Genomic DNA, 19,061 nt, shown 5'->3' with positions numbered 1-19,061 from the left:
CTGCCCGGGCCGCCGATCATCCGTTTCCCGACCTTCGTCGGAGCCCACTCCATGACCGGATCCACCGTCCTGCTCCCGGCCTCACGCCGCCGCGGGTTCACGCTCGTCGAACTCCTCGTCGTGATCGCGATCATCGGCACGCTCGTCGGCCTCCTCCTGCCGGCGGTGCAGGCGGCGCGCGAGGCGGCACGGCGGTCGCAGAGCCTCAACAACCTCAAGCAGATCGGCCTGGCCACCCACAACGCCCACGACGCGATGAAGTGCTTCCCGCCGGCGGTCGCCTTCTGGTGGAGCAGCCCGACGTATACCGGCGGCTACACCAAGAGCGACGGCACGTTCTTCTTCTGCCTGACGCCCTACTTCGAGGAGGGGCAACTCCCCAACGCGATCTCCAACTGGAAGGGGAGCGGCCTCGGGCAGATCGACGCCACCCGCGCCGCGATGAGCGTCGTGATCCCGACGCTCGTCGCACCCAACGACGCCAGCGCCACCTCGTCGATTCACGCGGGCGGCTTCTCGGCCGGATGGATGTGGCGGAATCCGGTCGACGTCGCCCTCTGCAGCTATGGCTGCAACTTCCAGGTGTTCGGCCGGCCGGAGAACGTCCCTGGCGACATCTGGAACTGGCACAACACCCACGGCCAGAAGACGATGGCCTCGGTGATCGACGGCACGAGCAAGACGATCTTCCTGGCGGAGCGGCGGATGGGGTGTGGTCCGGCCCCGCAGCCCAACAACACCGACACCTTCGGCAACGCCTGGGGCCACCCCGCCGACGACCGCTACTGGCCGGTGTTCGCACGGATCAACGTCGGCTACACGAGCAACCAGAACGACCCCAACTACCGGTCGTTCTTCCTCCCCCTGGCGACGCCACAGCGCAGCCAGTGCCTCTGGTCGGAGACCCGGGCGATCGGGCACTCTCCGGGCGTCGTGCTCTGCGGGATGGGGGACGGCAGCACCCGGGCGGTCAACGTCAACGTCGACCAGACGGCCTGGAACGCCGCGATCCTGCCGAAGGATCGGTCCTCCCTGGAGCTGGAATGATGCGCGACCGTCCGACTGGGCTCCCCGTCGTGTGGGGACTCGCCCGTCCCGCCGCCGCCTTCTGGCTGCTCGTCGCGCTCGTCGGGTGTGGGGGTCAGGCCACGGTCGGGATCGACACCACCGGCACCGCGCGGCTCGACGGGACGGCGCTCGAGATGGGGATGGTCGTGCTCACCCCGGCCGGGGGCGGGGAGGCGCATTCGGGGACGATCCAGAAGGACGGGTCGTTCCGGCTGTACGCGATCCCGCCCGGCCGTTACCGCGTCGCCGTGCAGACATCGATGTACGCCGGGATGGCAGCCGCTGCCGAGAAGGCGCGCGGCGGGGGCGGCGGTCAACCGGTGTCGATGCGCGAACTGGAGGGCACGTTCCGCGCGGTGCCGAAGAAGCTCGAGGATCCGGCGACGTCGGGCATCGAGGTCGACGTCCGGCCGGGCGCACCGGTGGCGATCGACGCGAAGAGCACCTGAGCCCACGGGCCCGCTGGGCGCCGTCGGGGAGGGCATGATCGCGCTCCGCCAGCGTCGTCACACGATCGCCAGCGGGTCGCGCCGGGTTTCGAGCGTGCCGGTCGTGACGCCGACGCGGTTCATCGCTCCGAGGCGCGTGCGGACGGTGCGGGCGTCGAGCGTGCCGGCGAGCAACCCGCGATAGGCGGAGACGACGGTCGCGACCTCGGCAGCCGACTCGGCGAGCACCTCGACGCGGAGGTCGCGGACCCCGACCGCGCGCAGCCGCGCGACGACCTCGGCGCCGGTCTGGGGGACGGCATTGTAGAGCGTGTTGCGGCAGCCGACGTCGGCGGTGAGCGGATGCTCGACCCCGATTCGGTCGCGGAGGTGGACGACATGGTCGTCGCACGGCCGGCCGCAGTTGGTCTTGTCGGTCCCCGGCGAGAGCACCGCGCAGAACACGCAGTGCTCCATGTGGAACAGCGGCATCCGCTGGTGGATCACCACCTCGAGCGCCCCGCCGGGCACGGCTTCGGCGAGGGCGAGGAGCTGTTCGCGGTCGCAGTCGTAGGCGGCGGTCACCCGGCGGCAGCCGGCGGCGAGGAACTGCCCGGCGGACAGGGCGTTGGTGACGTTGAGCGAGAAGTCGCCGACCACCGGCACGCCGCGGGCGTGGAAGTGGTCGAGGGCGGCGGCGTTCCGCGCCAGGATGCCGTCGGGACGCTGGCGCTCGAGGAGCGCGAAGATCCCGGTCTCCCCCGGCTTGTGGATCCGCGGCGTGGCGGTGAACAGCCGCGCCCCCGAGGCACGCGCGATCCGGACGGCATCGGCGTAGCGCCGGATGTCGGCGAACTCGGCGTACAGGTCGGCGACCCCGAGGCCGACCGCCGCCTCGACCTGTTCGACGGACCGGCAGAGGATGTGGAGCGTGGTGGGCGCGGCGGCGGACCGGTCGGCCACCGCGGCGACGAGCGTTATTCCCGCATCAATGTCGATCGCCCGCGGTGCCCGGTCGGTGGAGGCAGCGTCGAGCTTGGCGACCAGCGCGTGACGGACTTTCCCCAGCACGCTCAACGGCACCATCGGCGCGCCGACGATCTCGGCCGCGATCGATTCGAGACGGTAAGCCGTTCCGCCGAGACGGCCGAACTGCTCCCCGAGCACGGCGGTGTCGAGCGCGTGGCGCCGCGCTGGCTCGAGGGGATCGTCTGCCGTCACCGTCACAGCCCCAGGGGAGCCCGCCACCCTGGCCGTCACCGCAAGGGGCTCGCCGACCACCGCCCGGACGGTCAGGTCGAGGGCCCGGCGGCGGCGCGGCGTTCGCCCGGCGAAGGTCTCGCGCAGCCGTGCGCTGAGCCGTGGGTCGTCGGTCTTCCAGACCGCCTGTCCGGGTGCCACGGCGTTGACGTCGACGGCGTCGCGGCCGAAGGCCAGCTCCACCCGCCCGGCGGCAACCGCGCCGCCGACCGATTCCCCGGCGGCGAAGACTTCGTAGATCCGGCCCCCTTGCGGCCCACCGGGCCCGCCGGACGGATCGTCGGCGACACCGCCAAACGCGACGCCGTCGCCGCGCTGCAGGCTCCCCGAGAGCTCCACCTCGACGCGTCCGCGCCGCGTCGCGGTCACCGTTCCCACGCGCAGCCCACGCTTGGCGCTACTGGTGGCGGGCACCAGCCGCTTGTGGTCGGTGCCGCCGAGCCATCCCGTGGACAGCCCGCGCGAGAAGACCATCTCCATCTCCTCGCGCGCGGCTGCGTCGAGCGGCGCGGGCCGCTCGGCGACGGCGGCGTCGATCGCTGAACGGTAGTGACGGGTGATCGCGGCCACGTACTCGGGTGACTTCAGCCGCCCCTCGATCTTGAGGCTCGCCACTCCGGCGCGGATCAGATCGGGCACCAGCGCGTGGGCAGCGAGATCCTGCGGCGAGAGCAGATACCGCTGGGCGCCGAGGTCGACCGGACGGCCGTCGCAGACCAGCTCGTAGGGGAGCCGGCAGGCCTGGGCGCACTGGCCACGGTTGGCGCTCCGCCCGCCGAGCGATTCGCTCGTCAGGCACTGCCCCGACCACGCCACGCACAGCGCGCCGTGGACGAAGACCTCGAGCTCGAGATCGGTCGCCGCCGCGATCTGCGCGATTTCCGCCACCGACAATTCACGCGGCACCACCACGCGCTCGATCCCCAACTGCCGGGCGAGGACCATCGTCTCGGCGCTCGAGAGCGTCATCTGGGTCGAAGCGTGGAGGGGCAGCTCGGGGCAGACGACCTTCATCAGCCGCGCGGCGCCGACGTCCTGGACGAGCACCGCGTCGACCTCTGCGGCGGCGACGGCTGCCGCCACCCGCGCCACGTCGGCGAGCTCCGCCTGGAACACCAGGGTGTTGAGCGTGACGTAGCCGCGAACCCCGCGGCGGTGGAGGTCGGAAACGAGCCGGGGCAGCTCCTCGAGCGTGAAATTGGTCGCCCGGGCTCGGGCATTGAACCCGACATCGAGGCCGAAATAGACGGCATCGGCACCATTTTCGACGGCGGCCGCCACGCAGTCGTGGTCCCCGGCCGGGGAGAGCAATTCGGGGCCCGGCGGCGTGCGGCGGTCGGTCATGTCTCGCAGTCTAGCTGTCCGTGGACAAAGCCCTCCCTGGCCTTTGTCCACTCGGGCGACCGCGGGAAACGCCAAGGGTTTCCATGGTCTGCAACGGGTGCCTTCAGCCAGTCGTCCTGCCCGCACAATCGCCCCGTCCGTCAGCTCTTTTCAGCGGCCGAAACGGTTCCGCGGGCTGCTTGTGGCGACCCGAAAAAGGGGGTAAGACAACGGATCCCTGAGAGAGGGATCGGTACACGGTTTTCATGACCGTTCACCGCTTGATCGGCGGGCGGCGTTTTTTCTTCTGCTTCTGGAGCTGCAAATGAATCTGGTTGAGATGATCACGGGCCAACTGTCCAACGACGCCGTCCTCGGCAGCCTCGGCTCGCTGATTGGCGCCGACAGCCGGCAGACCAAGTCGGCAACAGCCGCAGCCGTACCGGCGCTGCTCAGCGGGCTCTCCAAGCTGGCGTCGACGGACAACGGTGCGGGGCAGATCGCCTCGGCGCTCGGCGGCCTCGACATGGGCATGCTCGGCAACCTCGCCGGCCTGTTCGGTGGATCGAATGCCAGCCGCGCCGCCGACATGGGCGGCAGCCTGCTCGGTTCGCTGTTCGGCAATGCCGGCACCTCGATGCTGGTCAACGCCTTGGCCTCGTTCCTCGGCATGAAGCCCGGAATGACCAAGACGCTGCTGACGTATCTGGCCCCGGTCGTCCTCGGGCAGGTGGCCAGCTCGTTCAAGGGTGGAAAGATCGACGCCCGCGGCGTGCAGAGCCTGCTGTCGTCGCAGGCCTCGAACATCACCGGTGCGTTGCCCAAGGGGCTGTCGCTGGGTGACTTCGTCAGTGCCGCGACCGGCGCCGTCGCCGGCGGTGGCCACCACGACGAGCGGCGGGGCGAGGAGCGGCGTTCGACTCACGTCGACCACTCACACTCCCACTCGCAGACCCGTCGTGAGCCGGAGCCGACCGGGTCGGGCTTCCCGGCATGGCTCCCGCTGTTGCTTCTGCCGCTGGTGGGCCTGGGCGCCTGGTGGTACCTGAACAACAGCGCCAACAAGCCAGCCGGGAACCAGATGGCGGCCCCGAACGTGCAGATGCCGCTTTCGGTCGAGCCGGCCCGCGAGATCGAGGTCAAGCCGGCCGACAGCGGCCTGGAACTGCCCGCCAACCTCGGCGACGCGGTCAAGATCGGCGAGGACCTCACCGGCCTGTTCGGCAGCCTCACCACGACCCTCGGCGGCGTGACCGACGCGGCGTCGGCCGAGTCGATCGTCCCGACCCTCAAGGATCTCCTCCCCACGCTGACGTCGATCAAGGATCGGACGGCGGCCCTGCCCGACGCCGGTCGGGCGGCGGTCAAGGAGACGGTCGGCAAGGGGATGGGCAGCCTGACTGGGCTGATCGAGAAGGTGATGGCGATCCCGGGCGTGGGCGAGATCCTCGGCCCGGTCGTCAATCCGATGGTCGAGGTCCTCAAGGCGCTGGGCGTCTGAATACCGTCGACCAGATGCGGCGGCGACGAACGCTGACGCGATGAATCGAAGGGGTCGGGCCGGCGCGAGCCGGCCCGACCTTTTTTCGTTTGCGTACCGACCGCGAGGCAGAGCGCGAGGGAAGCCCGGCGCTCCTCCGGCCGCATCCAGTGGCCGGCCACCGTGTGTTATTCGTCGTTGCTGCGGAGGTTCGCCAGGACCGTGTAATCCTCGAGCGTCGTCGTGTCTCCGACCGTCTCACGGCCGGCGGCGATATCGCGGAGGAGACGGCGCATGATCTTGCCGCTGCGCGTCTTCGGCAATGAGGAAGTGAAGCGGATGTCGTCGGGCACCGCCAAGGCCCCGATCTGCTGGCGGACGTGCTTGCGGAGCGCGTCTTTGAGGGAATCGTCGGGGTTTCCCGACCGCAGCGTCACGAACACCGCGACCGCCTCCCCCTTGACGTCGTGAGGCCGGCCGACCGCCGCCGCCTCGGCCACGGCAGGGTGGCTGACCAGGGCGCTCTCGATCTCGATCGTCGACAGCCGGTGCCCGGCGACATTGAGGACGTCGTCGATCCGCCCCATGATCCAGTAGTAGCCGTCGGCATCCTGCCGCGCGTTGTCGCCGGCGAGGTATTTTCCGGGCACCTTGGACCAGTAGGTGTCGACGAACCGCGCCTCGTCGCCCCAGATGCCGCGGAGCATGCCGGGCCAGGGCTTGGTGATCACCAACCACCCCCCCTCGCCCTGCTCGATGGCGTCGCCCGCGGCATCGACGATCTGCGGTACGACGCCGGGGAGGGGGAGCGTGCAGCTGCCCGGTTTGGTCGGCGTGCAGCCGGGCAAGGGGCTCATCATGATCCCGCCCGTCTCGGTCTGCCACCAGGTGTCGACGATCGGGCAGCGGCCGCCACCGATCTTCTCGTGGTACCACATCCAGGCCTCGGGATTGATCCCTTCGCCGACGCTGCCGAGCAGGCGGAGGCTGGAGAGATCGCGCCCCTCGACGTGCTGGAGCCCCCATTTCATGAACGAGCGGATCGCCGTCGGCGCGGTGTAGAAGATCGTCGGCCGCTCCTGTTCGACGATCTCCCAGAAGCGTCCTTCGTGGGGTGCGTTGGGCGCCCCCTCGTAGATCAGGATGCTCGCCCCAGCCGCCAGCGGGCCGTAGGTCACGTAGCTGTGGCCGGTGATCCAGCCGCAGTCGGCGGTGCACCAGAACAGATCGTCATCACGGAGGTCGAAGACCCACTCGGCGGTCGTCTTCGCCCACAGCACGTAGCCGGCGGTCGTGTGCTTGATTCCCTTCGGCTTCCCGGTCGAGCCGCTGGTGTAGAGGATGAACAGTGGATCCTCGGAATCCATCGCGGCCGGCGGCAGGTCGGTCGGCTGGCTGGAGACGAGATCGTGCCACCAGACGTCGCGGCCGGGCACCATCTCCACCGCCTGGCCCGTCCGCTCGAGGACGATGACGTGCTTGACCGTCGTCGGCGGGTGGTGAGGGGACGCGAGGGCACGGTCGACGTTGGCCTTGAGGGGGAGCTGCGCCCCGCGCCGCCAGCCACCGTCGGCGGTGATCACCGCCACTGCCGCGGCGTCCTGGTTGCGGTCGGCGATCGCCTCGCTGGAGAACCCTCCGAAGATCACCGAGTGGACCGCGCCGATCCGGGCGCAGGCGAGCATCGCGATCACAAGTTCCGGGGTCATCGGCATGTAGATCGAGACCACCTGCCCAGGTCCCACCCCGAGGCTGCGGAGACCGGCAGCGAGCCGGCAGACCTCGGCGAGCAGGTCGGCGTAGGTCATCACGCAGCGCTCGCCGGTCGGCTCCCCGACCCAGACCAGCGCCGTCTTGCCACCGCGCCCGGCCGCGACATGGCGGTCGAGGCACACCGCGGAGGCGTTGATCCTGCCGTCGACGAACCACCGCGCGTGGGGTGGACGCCAGTCGAGGACCCGGCCGTAGGGAGTGATCCACGGCAGTTCGCGGGCCCGTGCATCCCAAAACGCCCCGGGATCGGCGGCTGCCTCGTCGTACAGCCGCCTGTAGTCCGCGAGGCTGCCGATCCGGGCACGGCGCGAGAACTCCGCCGGCGGCGGGAAAACCCGCTCCTCATGCATCACGCTCGCCACCCGCCCCGCCGCCCGTCGCGACTCCGACATGCTCGCCTCCACTGCCTCGCCTCCGCCGGGGGCTGCCGGCTGAACCGGCGGCCGATTCCACCCCGCGAAGCCGACAGTTGTAGCCTGCCGCAGGCCGGTCAGCCACGCGCGGCGGTGCCGCGAGCAGCCGTCTCCGTCGCCGCGACGCCATCGCCGAAGCTCACCCCCAGCGCGCGGGCGGCGCGCACCGCCGAGCTCGCGGCATCGACGACCGACAATTCGTGGATCGCGGTGGCGATCGGCACCCCCTCGATGTGTGGCGGCCGGTAGCGGACCATCTCTCCGAACCGCCCGTCGTGTACCAAGCCCACCGCATGGGCGCCGAACTGCGTGGCAAGGAGGCGGTCGAACGGCGTCGGCGTGCCGCCGCGCTGAAGGTGGCCGAGGACGACGGCGCGGACCTCGCGGTCGAGCCGAGCGCCGAGTTCCGCGGCCACGCGCTGGCCGATCCCGCCGAGTTTCACCTGGCGCTGGGCGTCGGCAGTCGCCTCGTGGACGAGACCGCCGTCGGGGAGCGCCGCCCCCTCGGCGACGACGATCAGCGTCGACCGCCTTCCCTCCGCCTCGCGCGCCGAAACATGCGCGCAGACCGCCTCGAACGTCCAGGGAATTTCGGGGATCAGAATCACGTCGCCGCCGCCGGCAATGCCGGCGTGGAGGGCGATCCAGCCGGCGTGGCGCCCCATCACCTCGAGGACCATCACCCGTTCGTGGCTGGCGGCGGTGGTGTGGAGCCGGTCGAGGGCGTCGGTCGCCGTGGCCACCGCCGAGTCGAAGCCGAACGTGAACGCGGTCGCGCCGAGGTCGTTGTCGATCGTCTTCGGAACCCCGACGACGGGCAATCCGTGCTCGAAGAGCTGCTGGGCGATCGCCAGCGAGCCGTCGCCGCCGACGCAGATCAGGCCGCTGACGCGGAGCCGGCGGAGCGTGTCGCCGGCCTGGGCGAGAAGGTCAGGGTCGATGCGGACCCGCTCGCCGTGCCCGACCAGCGCCGTGAACCGGCCCTTGTTGGTGGAGCCGAGGATCGTCCCGCCGCGGAGGAGGATCTCCGACGTGTTCTGCCGGTCGAGCGGCATGTAGCTGACCGGATCGACGAGTCCTTCGTAGCCGCGCAGAAAGCCGACGCAGTCATATCCCAGGCGGGTCGCCGATTTGACCACCGCGCGGATCACGGCGTTGAGCCCGGGGCAATCGCCGCCGCCGGTGAGCACGCCGATGCAGGGTTTGCGGTTGGCCATCGCTCGATCCTGGGAGGTGTCGGGGGCGGCGGGACTTCCCACCCCTCGGTCCGCGGCAGGCGGACCGACCGGGCACGGCGCCACGGGTGCCGGCTTGCAATCGGCCTGTGGTGCAATACAAACGAATCGGGTCCGTTCCCTGCAATCCCTGCCTCACTCCGGCCCTGCCGGTGACCACTGCCGGCGACCATAGATGAAGCAGTCGGGCAAACACAAGAGTCTGGACGAACTGGCCCGTGTCCTCGATTCCTGCCGCAAGGCCGGCCAGCGCGTGGTCCACTGCCACGGCGTCTTCGACCTGCTCCACGTCGGCCACCTCCGCTACTTCGAAGAGGCGAAGGCCCTCGGCGACGTGCTCGTGGTGACCCTCACGACGGACCGGTTCGTCAACAAGGGTCCCCACCGTCCGGCCTTCCCCGAGCAGCTCCGCGCCGAGGTCATCGCCGGCCTGGAGTGTGTCGACTTCGTCGCGATCAACCCGCACCCGACGGCCGTCGAGGCGATCGCCCTGATCCGCCCCGATTGCTACGTCAAAGGCCCCGACTACGCCGACATGTCCAAGGACGTGACCGGCAAGATCAACGACGAGGAGCGGGCGGTCGTGGCAGTCGGCGGGCGGATCGTCTTCACCGCCGGCGACGTCTTCAGCTCGACGCGGCTCATCAACCGCCACATGAGCACGCTCGCGCCGGAGGTGCAGTCGTACCTGGCGGGATTCTCGCAGCGCCATCCGGCCGACGAGGTGCTCGGCTACCTCGAGCGCGCCCGCGGCCTCCGCGTGCTGCTCGTCGGCGAGCCGATCATCGACGAGTACGTGTACTGTGAGGCGATCGGGAAGTCGTCGAAGGAGCCGACGATGGTCGTGAGGCGGCAGTCCGCCGAGCGCTTCGCCGGGGGCATCCTCGCCGCCGCCAACCACGTCGCCGGATTTTGCAACGAGGTCGGCGTGATCGCCCAGATCGGCGACAGCCCGTCGCACGCCGCGTTCATCGCCGAGAAGCTCCGGCCCAACGTCCGGCCGACGTTCATCACGCGCCGCGACTCGCCGACGATCCTCAAGCAACGGCTCGTCGAGCACTACTTCTTTCTCAAGCTCCTCGAGATCTACGAGATCAACGACGCGGCACCCTCCGCCGCCGAGGAGGACGAGGTCTGCCGGCTGCTGGAGCGGGAGATTCCCGGCTACGATTTGGTGATCGTCATCGACTTCGGCCACGCCATGCTCGGCGAGCGGACGCGGCGGTTGATCCGGGAGCAGGCCCGCTTCCTGGCGGTCAACGCCCAGTGCAACGCCGGGAATCTCGGCCACCACGCCCTCTCCAAGTATCCGGCCGCGGACTACATGACCGCCACCGAGAACGAGATCCGCATCGAGGCCCGTGACCGGCACGGCGACATCCGGCAGCTCGCCCGGGAAGTCCAGGGAGCGCTCGGCTGCCGCCGGCTGGCCGTGACCCGCGGCCGGCACGGCTGCCTGTGCAGCGAGCGCTTCGGCAGCCCGATCGAGATTCCGGCGGTGGCGGGGAAGGTCGTCGACCGGATCGGAGCCGGCGACGCCTTTCTCTCGGTGTCGGCGCTCGTGGCGGTCCAGAACGCGCCGCTCGAGGTCGTCGGCTTGGCGGGAAACGCCGCCGGCGCGCTGGCGGTGGCGAGCGTGGCCAACCGCGACCCGATCGACCGCGTGGCGCTAACACGGCAGATCGAGTCGTTGCTCAAGAACTGATCCGCGGCGACGGGAGTGCGCGTACGTGGCACGGCGTTTCGACAGCGTGGCGGTGATCGGCGGCGCGGGATACGTGGGGGCGGTGCTCGTGCCGCGGCTCCTCGAGCTCGACTACCGCGTCCGTGTGTTCGATCTGTTCATCTACGGTGCGGAGGCCCTGGCGGCCGTCGCTGGCCATCCGCGGCTCGAGATCATCGCGGGCGACGTCCGCGATGACGAAGCGGTGCAGCGGGCCGTCCGCGGCGTTGATGCGGTCATCCACCTGGCCTGCATCTCCAACGACCCGAGCGTCGAACTCGACCCCGACCTTTCCAAGTCGGTGAATCTCGACTCCTTCGGCCCGACCGTGAAGGCGGCGAAGGCGGCGGGGGTCCGCCGGTTCGTCTTCGCCTCCTCGGGGAGCGTCTACGGCGTCAGCGACTCGCCTCAGGTCACCGAAGAGCACGCGCTGGTACCGGTGTCGCTCTACAACAAGTACAAGGCCGCCTGTGAGCCGCTGCTGCTGGCCGAGCAAGCGCCGTCGTTCACCACGGTCGCCGTGCGACCGGCGACGATCTGCGGCTACTCGCCACGCCAGCGACTCGACCTGACGGTCAACATCCTCACCAATCACGCGGTCAACAACGGCCGGATCACGGTGTTCGGCGGCGTGCAGATGCGGCCCAACCTCCACATGCAGGACATGGTCGACCTGTACTGCCTCCTCCTCGAGGCGCCCGACGACACGATCGCCGGCCAGATTTTCAACGCCGGCTACCAGAATTATTCCGTCGCCGAGACGGCCGAGGTGGTGCGGAACGTGGTCCGCGAGGAGATGCCGGAGAAGGGGGAGATCGAGATCGTCACCACCCCGTCGGACGATATCCGCTCCTACCGGATCAACTCCGACAAGATCCGCCGGGTGCTCGGCTTTACGCCGCGGCACACCGTCGAAGACGGGGCCCGCGACCTGATCCGGGCCTTCAAGGCCGGCAAGCTCCCCGACTCGATGACCGACACCAGGTATTCCAACATCAAGACGATGAAGGCCATCCACCTGAAGTGAGCCCATGGCCCCGCCGTCCGAAACCTTCGTCGTCCTCGGGAGCAACTCGTTCTCCGGCGCCACCTTCGTGGCCGAGGCGCTCGCCGACGGCGCACGGGTGATCGGGATCAGCCGCTCCGCGGAGCCCGACGAAGCGCTCCTCCCCTACCGGTGGGCACCGCACGAGTGGTTCACGTTCCACGCCCTCGATTTCAACCGTGATCTCGAGGGCATCGGCGCCGTGATCGACGCGGCCCGGCCGGACTACGTCATCAACTTCGCCGCACAGAGCATGGTCGCCCAGAGCTGGGACCATCCCGAGCACTGGTACCAGACCAACGTCGTCGCCACGGCCCGGCTGGTCGACCGGCTGAAGAAGGCCGAGTTTCTCAAGAAGTTCGTCCAGATCTCTACCCCCGAGGTCTACGGCAGCACGAGCGGCCTGGTGAAGGAAACGGCGCCGTTCAACCCGAGCACCCCCTACGCCGTGTCGAAGGCGGCCTGCGACATGAACCTCCAGGCCTACCGGAAGGCCTACGGCTTCCCCGTCGCGTTCACGCGGGCGGCCAACGTCTGCGGGCCAGGACAGCCGCTGTACCGGATCATCCCCCGGACGGTGTTCTGCATCCTCACGGGGCGCCGGCTCAAGCTCGAAGGGGGTGGCACGAGCGTCCGCTCCTTCATCCACATGGCCGACGTCGCCCGGGGCACGCTCGCCGTGGCCCGTCGGGGGATCGCCGGCGACGTCTACCACCTCGCCACCGGCACCAACCAGACGATCCGCGAGGTCGTCGAGGAGATCTGCCGGCAGCTCGGGGCACGGTTCGACGACGCCGTCGAGTCCACGCCGCCGCGGCTCGCCCAGGATCCGGCCTATCTGCTCGACTGCACGAAGGCCCGCGGCGAGTTCGGCTGGGAGCCGAAGCTCACGGTGGCCGACGTAATCGGTGAAACGATCGACTGGATGAAGATCAACCTCGACCGGCTGCGGATGATTCCCGCAGACTACGTTCATAAGTTGTAAGGGACACTTCGCGCCGTGTTTTCGCTCCTTGCCCCGATTATCGGCCTGCTGGCGACCGTCGCCATCCATGTGGCCGCTTGGCGCATGCTGCGGCCGCGTAGTCCGGCGCGGCTGGTGCCGCTCGCGGCGCTCCTAGGAGCAGCGGTCGGTGTCTGGGCAGCGCGCGCGCGTTGCCCTGCCCCGGCCGCCGCAGACTTGACCGCGGCTTGGCTCCTTTTTTGCACCATGGTGGCCAGTTATCTGATATCGTTGCCTGCCTTGGAATCCGAGAGCCCCTCCTCACTGATCGTGACGTGCGTTGACGAGCGGGGTGGTGACGGGGCCAGCCGGGACGATCTGGCCGCCATCATCAACGATGATAAGTTCGTGCTTAATCGCGCTCGGGGCCTTGAACTTGATGGCCTGGTGGAACGTGCTGATGGGCGGCTGCGGATTACGGCCAGAGGCCGAAAGTTCCTCCACGGATTCTTGTCGTACCACCGCCTTGTAGGCCGCCGGGGCTTGGCCGGCTGACAGGAGAGAAGTCTCTTCATGCTTTCCTGCGGCTGGTATCTGCCGGCGTTTCCATGGATTGCGTTCGTCGTCAACGTAGCGACCAACGTGATCCTGCTCCGTACCCGCCTTTGCACGAGCATCGTCCGCAGCCTGGCCGGCAGTTTCGTCCTCGGTTGCGTGGCGTTCATCATGGCGTCGGTCGTCTGCGGATCAGCCCTGCCTGCCACCGAAAGGGCTGCGACCGTTGCGGCCGCATTTCTCACCTATGCATCCGCCTCATATGTCTTCTTCCACCTCGTCCACATCCCCGAGGCGTCCGTCCGCATCAGGATCTTGCAGGAGCTCGCCGCCCGCGGACCACTTAGCGAGCCCGAGATCCTACAGTTCTACGACGCCGCCAAGATCCTCGACATCCGACTCGGGCGGCTTACCCGCAGCGGCCAACTGACGTACGAGGATGGCCGCTATTACACCGGGCGCAGGCGGATGCTCTACGTCGCCAAACTGTTCCGCTTGGCCAAGCGGGTCATGCTGGGGGCAGGAGCGTGATTTCTGTGTTCATTCCGGCGTTCAACGAGGCCGCCAATTTGGCGGCGACCGTAGACACCGTCATGGCCGCGGCCGGCAGGGCCGGCTGCACGGACCTGCAGATCATCATCGTGAACGACGGCAGCCGAGATGCAACCGGCGCGATCGCCGCCGATTTTGCCAGCCGCATGGCAAACGTGACGGTGGTCGAGCACGCGACCAACCAGGGGTTGGGCACCGGCTTTCGCGATGCCTTGGCGATCGCCACGTGCGACCGTTTTCTCATCGTTCCAGGTGACAACGACATCTCACTCGACCTGCTCTGCGCCCTGTTCAAGAACGCCTACCGGGCCGATATGGTGTTGAGCTACTTCGTAAACAAGGAGGCGAGGGGAGTCGCGCGGAACGTGATCTCCCTGATCTTCGGGGCGATCTACATGATCACGTTCGGTATCTACGTGCAGTACATTAATGGCCCGTGCGTCTATCCCACGGACAGGCTCCGCCGTATCAATTTGCGAGCGAATCGCTTCAGCATCGTGGTCGAGGCGACGATCAAGTTGCTCTGCTCGGGTGCTAGCTATTACGAGGTGGCAGGGTACATGCAGAAGGGGCTCGCGGGGAGCACGTCACTGTCACTCCGCAACCTCACAGAGGTGGTGCGCTCCTACCTGCGACTCGTCTACGAGATCAAGTTCGCCCGTCGTAGGGAGTTCGCGAAGCGGCCGCATCGCGTTATGTGAACCTTTACTCTAGCTCGGGGGCGACCACCAGAAGCGGCCGCATGGCCCGACGTGTCTCGAGGTCGGCGAGCGCCCGGTTTACCTCGGCAAGCGGGTATCGGTCGCGGACCAGCGAACGGAAGGGCAGCCCGGGGTCGAGGCACAGGCTTGCCAGGAGTGGGATGTCCCGGTCGGGCAAGCACCCCCCGCCCCAACTGCCCTCAATCCGGCGGCCTCGAATCAATGCGTGCGGATCGAGGCAGATTCGCTTCCCTGCGGGCGGATGGGAGGCGAACACGCATCGGCCGCCATCATCACAAACCGATGAGAACGCGCGCTCGATGGTTGCGGTGCCGCCGGCCGCCTCCACAGCGTAGTCCGCGCCCCGCCCGTCAGTGAGCCCGCGAATGACCTCGACCGGCTCCTCGCGGGACGCGTCAATGACGTCGGTCGCTCCGAAATCATGCGCTAATGACAGCTTGCCCGGCTCGACATCGACAGCGATCAGTCGCTTCAGGCCGTAACGACTCGCAGCCGCCAGCGCGCAAATACCCACGCCACCTAGGCCGTAAACGACCAGCGTTCGCCCTGGCTCCGGCTGGAGGGTATTGCAGACGACACCCGCACCCGTCGGCAACGCGCAGCCGAGGAGCACACCAACATCCATGGGAACGCCGGCCGGCAGCCGTACGACCCGATTCTCGGCGACAACGGCCACCTCGTTGAACGTCGTCACCGCGCCGGCATTGACGCGGCGTCCATTCCAGCCGTAACGGCCGCCGCCGACGTCCAATCCTTCGCCTTTGATCCAGGTCAGCACCACCCGGTCGCCGGCCGCTACCTTTGTTACGCCGGAGCCGATCGCTCGGACTACACCAGTGCCCTCGTGTCCGAGCAGGTGGGGCACGTAGCGATCCTCGCCGCGCAGCCCGCGGGCCTCCATGAGCTGGCTGTGGCACACCCCGCTGAACGCCACCTGCACGCTTACCTGGCCATGCATAGGCTCCGGAAATTCGAGATCGGTCGCAATCTCGAGGTCGCCTCCCGGACGTGTAAGAACGACACCACGCATGTCACTCACCCAGCAGAGAGATATCAAGCGGCTTCACAAGCATGTTTCGCAGAAACAGGTCTCGACTCAGCAAGGGCCCCGCATCCTCGATTGGCCGTCCGTACACGACCTGCGGAACCACCCGCTCAGCCGGATCAAGTGTCAGATCACAAAGGAACGGCCCGTCGTGGGCCAGGGCCTGAGCTATTACGTCGGGCATCGTCACACTCCTGTCTATTCTCGCGGCCGGGATACCATGCGCTCTTGCAACCTCGACGAAGTCTGGAAACGACAACCCGCCGTCCTTCGAGGAAGCATGGTAGCGGGATCCAAGCCACTGATCCTGTGTCTGCTGGATCATGCTGTATCCACGGTTGTTGAACACGATGATCTTGATTGGTAGGGCGTGGTGCATGATGGTCGCGAGTTCCTGAATGTTCATCATCAACCCGCCGTCGCCGATCAGGCAGAGTACCGTCGCACGATCGAGCGCGAAGCTAGCGCCGATTGCGCCGGGAAGCGCGTATCCCATGGGTGTGTTGTTGAGGGCGCTGAATATCCGCTGACCAGGCCGTGGCTCCCAGGCCTGCATGAACCATGCGATCACGCAGCCCGTGTCGATCACGACGGTGCCATCGGCGGCCGCGGCCCGTGAAAGGGCCTTGATCGCTGCATAGGGGTTCGGCGTGGGCTCGTTAAAGTTGCTAGCAGGACAGATTTCGAACTCCCTCTGCCATTCGGCGATCTGCAGCCGCCATGGCGTGATGTCGGGCATTTCTGCCTGCGGGAGTTCCAACGACAGGGCGCGGAGGAAATCTCCGGCGTCCGCCTCGATGGGTAGATCGACCGGCATTCCGAATCTCGGGAACTTGGTGAGTTCAGCGCGGTCGATGTCAACGATGATTTTCCGAGCCTCGCGCGCGAAGCTGCTCAAAGGGCTTCCCGTTTCGTGGGTATCGAGCCTGGTACCGATCGCCAGGATGCAGTCGGAGTTTTGCACCGCGAAGTTGCCGTATCGCGTTCCATGTAGCCCAAAGGTGCCGACGAAGTTGTCCGGCGTGTGGGCGACGAGATCGATGGCCCCCCAGGTTGGCACGACGGGCAGCCCGCTAAGGCGCAAGAAGGTCACCGCATCCGCAGCGGCATTCGCGAGATGGATACCCCAGCCGAGGATCACGATCGGCCTGCGGGCACGGCGTAGCAACGCAAGCGCCTCCCGGGCCTGACCGGCATGGTTGGCCGACGAAGAAGCCGGCGGTGGCGGCGAGTAACCTTCCAACGTTCCCGGGTCGATGTCGCGACGCTGCAGGTCGTCCGGGATATCGACCAGTACCGGCCCGGGCCGGCCCGAGGTGGCCAGGGCCACCGCCTTTTCGAGTTCGTAGCGAATCCTCAGCGGATCCTCCACCATCACGGCATACTTGGTCACGGAACGACACATGCCGACGATGTCGGTCTCTTGGAAGCCGAACTGCCGCACGCCCGTGTCCTGCTTGAGGCGAAACGTCGCGACCTGGCCGGTGATGAAGAGTACCGGCACGGAATCGTAGTAGGCACAACAAATGCCCGTGATCAGATTCGTCGCTCCGGGGCCGCTCGTCGTGATAGCCACCCCAGGCCGCTCCGAGACGCGGGAATATGCGTCCGCGGCCATCGCCGCCGCCTGTTCGTGATGCGGACACACGTAGGCGATGTCGGTGCGGGCGGCGATTGAGTCGATCAGATGCAGGCAGGCTCCGCCAGCGATGGCGAAGGCGTGTCGGATGCCCTGTTGGGCGAGGAACGCGGCAACGTAGTCGGAAAGCTTCATGCGATGACTCCCGGACGCCGGCCTCGCTTTCGAACGATCACTGTGGATTACTCCTCCGCAGTTTGCAGAGATTACCATCGGCCTTCAATCGTGCTGAGAATCCGGCCTCTCTCCACGGGTCGTGAACCACCGAAAAGTTGCGGCCTCCGGCGACCTCCCGCCCGGCCTCGATGCCCCACCGGATGCACCGATAGATGACGTCGTGGGCCGTTCCCGAATCGCCCGAGTCGAGGAAGTCGCGCGTCCGCGCCTGATTCTCCCCTGCGCGAGCACCGCTCACGAGCGTCTCGGCGTGAATCTTCGTCCGCACCCAGCCCGGGCCCACAATGAACGCATTCAGGTCAGCGCACTCGTCGTCGAGCAGTTCGCAGGCCTTGATCAGGCCGATCTTCGACAGACAGTAGGCGGAGTAGTTGCGAAACGGGCCGTTTGTGCCGCCACCGGCCAGCAAGACCACATGCGCGACTTTGTCGGGACGGCGGTACGGATAGAGGCTGTGGACCAACTCGAGCTGTGACAACAGATTGACCCGCAGCCCTTGCTCCCAGTCGGCGAACGGTGTCTCCATGAAGGGTCCGACAGGCAGCATCGTGCCGACCGCCGAAATGAAGACGTCCCACTCGCGGCCCGCTGACGTATAACGTTCAGCGACTTCGCCCGCGAATCCGGGCAGCGAAAAATCGCAGGCGATGAAGAAGGGTTCTGCGGAGTCTGGCGCTCCTGTCAGTTCTGGGCTTGTGTTTCGATATGTGCCGCCCACGCGCCATCCGTCGGCTGCGAAGTTCCTTAGCAGTGCATTGCCGATGTCAGCATTGGCACCCGCGATGAACACCTCTGGGATGCAATTTACCATGGCATGACCTTGTTGTTCGAGATGAAGACGGAGCCGTCGTGGTAGGACCGTGGCATGTCCGCGACAGTATCGACGCGATGCCAGCCCCGCTGCTGCGCGAACAGGCTTACACCAAGCCCCGTCATGTGTCGATGGACGGCCACCGCGTTCTCGGGGCTTCCGATCTCCACGATCGCCTCCGTGCCGGCCCAGTGCTGCGCGGTCGTGCAGCAGAGTATGTCGGCCTCGTGACCCTCAGCGTCGAGCTTCATGAAGTCGACATCCGCCAGGAGTTCGCCGATCGCGACGGTCTTGACGACCAGCCGCTCGAGGTCGCCATACGGTTGCTTCTTTGCGCCCGCGACGTGGCTGCCAGTCGTATTGCCCAACACCCGGACGAACTCCGTGGTCCCCGTCTGCGACGAGACTGCCGCCTCATGCACATGCACCGTCCGACAGTCGTTCGCGGACAGGGTGCGCCGCAGCGCAGCGCACGTCAGGGGATCGGGCTCGAAGCAATTCACCTCGAAACCGCAGCGGGACAGTAGCAGCGAATGCAGCCCAACGTTGGCACCGACGTCGAGTACCCTCCGGTATCGGCCACGCTGACGCAGGTAAAACCCGAAAATCACCAGTTCGTCCAGGCCGAACAGGTCAAGCGACGTGATCGCACCCATGCGGCGAAACGGGAACACGATGCGGCCGAACTCGCCAAACTCTACCGCCGGCGGATCGACCGACGAAAATGCCCGGGCAACCGCGTGCCGTGCCACCACATTGAGGAACTGATAGGTCGGCGTTCCGGGCGCGTGCATGGCCATCATGTCCGGCAGCGCCGTGAGCATTGAACCGAGCGTCTCTGAAGCCTCTATAAGTCCTTCAGCGGTCAT

16 protein-coding genes are annotated in these 19,061 nt (G+C 67.5%); 8 read left to right on the top strand and 8 right to left on the bottom strand.

Translation table 11 applies throughout. From position 1 onward, the window contains the following. Positions 1-51 precede the first annotated feature (51 nt). Together FJ309_06850 and FJ309_06845 are read left to right on the top strand one after the other, a co-directional pair. A complete protein-coding gene (locus FJ309_06850) occupies positions 52-1,047 on the top strand; it encodes a DUF1559 domain-containing protein (GenBank protein MBM3954315.1) in 996 nt (331 codons plus the stop codon). Next, positions 1,047-1,517 carry a carboxypeptidase regulatory-like domain-containing protein gene (locus FJ309_06845; GenBank protein MBM3954314.1) on the top strand — a complete coding sequence of 157 codons (471 nt, stop codon included), beginning with the start codon at positions 1,047-1,049 and terminating at the stop codon, positions 1,515-1,517. Before FJ309_06850 ends, FJ309_06845 begins: the two co-directional genes overlap by 1 nt. Before the next feature lie 57 nt (positions 1,518-1,574). Here FJ309_06845 and FJ309_06840 read toward each other — a convergent pair whose 3' ends face one another. Then, positions 1,575-4,100: a U32 family peptidase gene (locus tag FJ309_06840; protein ID MBM3954313.1), complete on the bottom strand. Its 2,526-nt coding sequence runs from the start codon at positions 4,098-4,100 to the stop codon at positions 1,575-1,577. Positions 4,101-4,404: 304 nt separating this feature from the next. Here FJ309_06840 and FJ309_06835 point away from each other — a divergent pair, with 304 nt between their 5' ends. Then, entirely contained in the window at positions 4,405-5,580 is a 1,176-nt protein-coding gene (locus FJ309_06835; GenBank protein MBM3954312.1) for a DUF937 domain-containing protein, read from the top strand. A gap of 167 nt (positions 5,581-5,747) precedes the next feature. Here the strand turns inward: FJ309_06835 and acs are convergent, their stop codons facing one another. After that, positions 5,748-7,724, bottom strand: a complete 1,977-nt coding sequence (gene acs, locus FJ309_06830; protein MBM3954311.1) for an acetate--CoA ligase — start codon at positions 7,722-7,724, stop codon at positions 5,748-5,750. Positions 7,725-7,822: 98 nt separating this feature from the next. Then, a complete protein-coding gene (locus FJ309_06825; GenBank protein ID MBM3954310.1) occupies positions 7,823-8,962 on the bottom strand; it encodes a 6-phosphofructokinase in 1,140 nt (379 codons plus the stop codon). A 193-nt stretch (positions 8,963-9,155) separates the two neighbouring features. Between FJ309_06825 and FJ309_06820 the strand changes: the two genes are divergently transcribed. The 3 genes from FJ309_06820 to FJ309_06810 are packed head-to-tail and all read left to right on the top strand — an operon-like array spanning position 9,156 to position 12,733. Then, complete coding sequence (locus FJ309_06820) at positions 9,156-10,685, top strand: adenylyltransferase/cytidyltransferase family protein (GenBank protein MBM3954309.1); 1,530 nt, start codon at positions 9,156-9,158, stop codon at positions 10,683-10,685. Positions 10,686-10,710: 25 nt separating this feature from the next. After that, complete coding sequence (locus tag FJ309_06815; protein ID MBM3954308.1) at positions 10,711-11,730, top strand: NAD-dependent epimerase/dehydratase family protein; 1,020 nt, start codon at positions 10,711-10,713, stop codon at positions 11,728-11,730. 4 nt (positions 11,731-11,734) lie between these two features. Then, positions 11,735-12,733 (top strand): NAD-dependent epimerase/dehydratase family protein, encoded by a 999-nt coding sequence (locus tag FJ309_06810; GenBank protein MBM3954307.1) that lies wholly within the window; start codon positions 11,735-11,737, stop codon positions 12,731-12,733. A 279-nt stretch (positions 12,734-13,012) separates the two neighbouring features. On the opposite strand, the gene FJ309_06805 is transcribed toward FJ309_06810, so the two are convergent. Then, positions 13,013-13,195 carry a hypothetical protein gene (locus FJ309_06805; protein ID MBM3954306.1) on the bottom strand — a complete coding sequence of 61 codons (183 nt, stop codon included), beginning with the start codon at positions 13,193-13,195 and terminating at the stop codon, positions 13,013-13,015. A gap of 69 nt (positions 13,196-13,264) precedes the next feature. On the opposite strand from FJ309_06805, the gene FJ309_06800 reads away from it, so the two are divergent. Together FJ309_06800 and FJ309_06795 are read left to right on the top strand one after the other, a co-directional pair. Then, on the top strand, positions 13,265-13,777 hold the full coding sequence (locus FJ309_06800; protein ID MBM3954305.1) for a hypothetical protein: 513 nt from the start codon (positions 13,265-13,267) through the stop codon (positions 13,775-13,777). Continuing rightward, positions 13,774-14,499, top strand: coding sequence for a glycosyltransferase family 2 protein (locus FJ309_06795; protein ID MBM3954304.1), 726 nt, complete (start codon positions 13,774-13,776; stop codon positions 14,497-14,499). The genes FJ309_06800 and FJ309_06795 overlap by 4 nt, the downstream gene beginning before the upstream one ends. A 4-nt stretch (positions 14,500-14,503) precedes the next feature. Here the strand turns inward: FJ309_06795 and FJ309_06790 are convergent, their stop codons facing one another. From FJ309_06790 to FJ309_06775, 4 genes are read right to left on the bottom strand one after another with little or no spacing between them, the layout of a single operon-like run. Continuing rightward, the gene (locus FJ309_06790) at positions 14,504-15,550 is read right to left on the bottom strand and encodes a zinc-binding dehydrogenase (GenBank protein MBM3954303.1); all 1,047 of its coding nucleotides are present in this window, start codon (positions 15,548-15,550) and stop codon (positions 14,504-14,506) included. Between the two features lies 1 nt (position 15,551). After that, entirely contained in the window at positions 15,552-17,417 is a 1,866-nt protein-coding gene (locus FJ309_06785; protein ID MBM3954302.1) for a thiamine pyrophosphate-binding protein, read from the bottom strand. Further along, positions 17,377-18,192 carry an SDR family oxidoreductase gene (locus tag FJ309_06780; GenBank protein MBM3954301.1) on the bottom strand — a complete coding sequence of 272 codons (816 nt, stop codon included), beginning with the start codon at positions 18,190-18,192 and terminating at the stop codon, positions 17,377-17,379. The genes FJ309_06785 and FJ309_06780 overlap by 41 nt, the downstream gene beginning before the upstream one ends. Beyond that, positions 18,186-19,061 carry an FkbM family methyltransferase gene (locus FJ309_06775; protein ID MBM3954300.1) on the bottom strand — a complete coding sequence of 292 codons (876 nt, stop codon included), beginning with the start codon at positions 19,059-19,061 and terminating at the stop codon, positions 18,186-18,188. Before FJ309_06775 ends, FJ309_06780 begins: the two co-directional genes overlap by 7 nt.

Source organism: Planctomycetota bacterium, assembly GCA_016872555.1.
Taxonomy (GTDB): domain Bacteria; phylum Planctomycetota; class Planctomycetia; order Pirellulales; family UBA1268; genus F1-20-MAGs016.
Note: the sequence above shows the minus strand (reverse complement) of the source record. Positions and strands in the feature narration are given on the sequence as shown.